At 46.7% G+C, this 2,622-nt stretch carries 1 protein-coding gene; it reads left to right on the forward strand.

The genetic code is table 11. The features are described 5' to 3' along the window. Positions 1 to 2,622 (forward strand): methionine synthase (metH, locus tag RMO84_RS16430; RefSeq protein WP_310489514.1); only part of this gene is annotated, 2,622 nt, incomplete at both ends.

Raw genomic sequence — 2,622 nt, forward strand, 5'->3', positions numbered from 1 at the left:
CTTTTTGGCAGCGGGTGCGGATGTGATCGAAACCGATACCTTTGGCGGTACCTATCAAACATTGGCGGAGTATGGGCTAGAAGACCAGGTTTATTATCTCAACAAGACTGCTGCTGAATTGGCGAAAAAATGTACAGCAGAATTTTCGACACCGGAGAAGCCGCGCTTTGTAGCTGGATCGATCGGTCCTGGTACTAAGTTACCTTCGATCGGGCATATTAGTTATGAAGAACTAGAGCAAGCATACACCGAACAGGCTACGGGCTTGTATGACGGTGGTGTGGATCTATTTTTGATTGAGACTTGTATGGATGTGCTGCAAATTAAGGCAGCAATCAATGGACTCGAACGGGTGTTCAAGGATAAAGGTGCGCGGTTGCCAATCATGGTTTCGGCGACGTTTGAAAATCCCCAGGCGACGATGTTGTCGGGTAGTGATGTTGCGACATTGTTGACGGCATTGCAACCATTTCCGATCGATATTCTCGGTCTAAATTGTGCGACTGGGCCAGATTTGATGGCTCCCCATATTAAGCACCTTTGCGAGCAGTCGCCGTTCGTGGTTTCTTGCGTCCCAAATGCGGGATTACCAGAAAATATTGGCGGACACGCTCATTACAAATTAACGCCCGTCGAACTCAAATTGGCGATGTACAAATTCGTCGAAGATTGGGGTGTTCAGGTAATTGGCGGTTGCTGTGGTACCCGCCCAGATCATATCAAAGCTTTAGCGGAAATTGGTGCGACACTCCAAGTCAAAGAACGGACTCCAGTATTTGAGCCAGCGGCATCTTCGTTGATGTCAACCCAGCCTTATTTCCAGGATAATTCATTCTTGATTATCGGCGAACGGTTGAATGCGAGTGGCTCTAAAAAGTGTCGCGATTTATTAAATGAAGAGAATTGGGATGGTTTAGTTTCTCTCGCTAAATCTCAAGTCAAAGAAGGTGCCCACATTCTCGATGTCAACGTCGATTATGTTGGTCGCGATGGTGTCAAGGATATGCACGAGGTCGTTTCTCGTGTAGTCAATAACGTGAGTTTACCGCTGATGTTGGATTCCACTGAGTGGGAGAAAATGGAAGCCGGATTGAAGGTGGCTGGTGGTAAATGTTTAATGAACTCCACCAACTATGAAGATGGCGAAGAACGCTTCTATAAAGTATTGGAAATTGCCAAGAAATATGGCGCGGGAATCGTAATTGGGACGATCGATGAAGAAGGGATGGCGCGGACTGCCGAGCGGAAATTTGCGATCGCTCAACGAGCCTATCGCGCTGCTTTAGAATACGGGATTCCTGCCTACGAAATCTTCTTCGATCCTTTAGCATTGCCAATTTCCACCGGAATTGAAGAAGATCGGGAGAATGGTAAAGCCACCGTCGAATCGATTAAAATGATTCGTGAAAATCTGCCCCAATGTCACGTTCTATTGGGACTTTCAAATATTTCATTCGGTCTAAATCCCGCTGCGCGGCAAGTATTGAACTCGATGTTCTTGCATGAGTGTATGAATGCTGGAATGGATGCGGCGATCGTTAGTCCGAATAAAATCCTCCCCCTCGCTAAAATCACTCCCGAACATCAAGAGATTTGTCGGAATCTGATTTACGATCGCCGTCAATTCGATGGGGATATTTGCACCTACGATCCGTTAGGTTTGCTCACCACCATGTTTGAAGGAGTAACCACCAAACATGATAAAGCCGAGGATGATAAACTTCCACTCGAAGAGAAACTAACTCGCCATATTATTGACGGCGAACGGGTTGGTTTAGAAGCGAACTTGATGAAAGCGATCGAGAAATACCCACCTCTAGATGTAATTAACACCTATCTCCTCGACGGCATGAAAGTTGTCGGCGAACTATTCGGTTCGGGACAAATGCAATTACCATTTGTCTTGCAATCCGCCGAAACGATGAAAGCCGCAGTTGCTCTGCTTGAACCCCACATGGATAAAGCCGACGCAGGCGTGAGTAATGCTAAGGGTAAATTCGTAATTGCCACCGTTAAAGGTGACGTACATGATATTGGTAAAAACCTGGTTGATATCATCCTCACCAACAACGGTTATGAAGTAATCAACATGGGGATTAAACAATCCGTGGAAGCGATTATTCAAGCCTACGAAACCCACAAACCCGACTGCATCGCCATGAGCGGACTATTGGTGAAATCCACTGCCTTCATGAAAGATAATCTCGAAGCTTTCAACGAAAAAGGCATTACGATTCCGATTATTCTTGGTGGCGCAGCTCTCACCCCCAAATTTGTCTATAACGACTGTCAGAATGCCTATAAAGGGCAGGTAATCTACGGCAAGGATGCTTTTGCCGACTTGAACTTTATGGATGCGCTGATGCCCGCCAAACAGGGCAACAAGTGGGACGACAACCACGGCTTCCTCGACGATGATGGCAATCCAATTAAAGTCGCCGTCGAAGTTGAAGCACCCAAAGAGAAAGCAGAAAGTAACGAGCCAGTAGTCATCGACACCGTGCGATCGGAAGCGGTAGCATTAGATATCGACAGGCCAACACCACCATTCTGGGGTACCAAAATCATCAAGGATGAGATCGCCCTCGAAGATCTATTCTGGCACATGGATCTCCAAGCCCT

This window comes from Chamaesiphon sp. VAR_69_metabat_338, from assembly GCF_031423935.1.
Classification (GTDB): domain Bacteria; phylum Cyanobacteriota; class Cyanobacteriia; order Cyanobacteriales; family Chamaesiphonaceae; genus Chamaesiphon.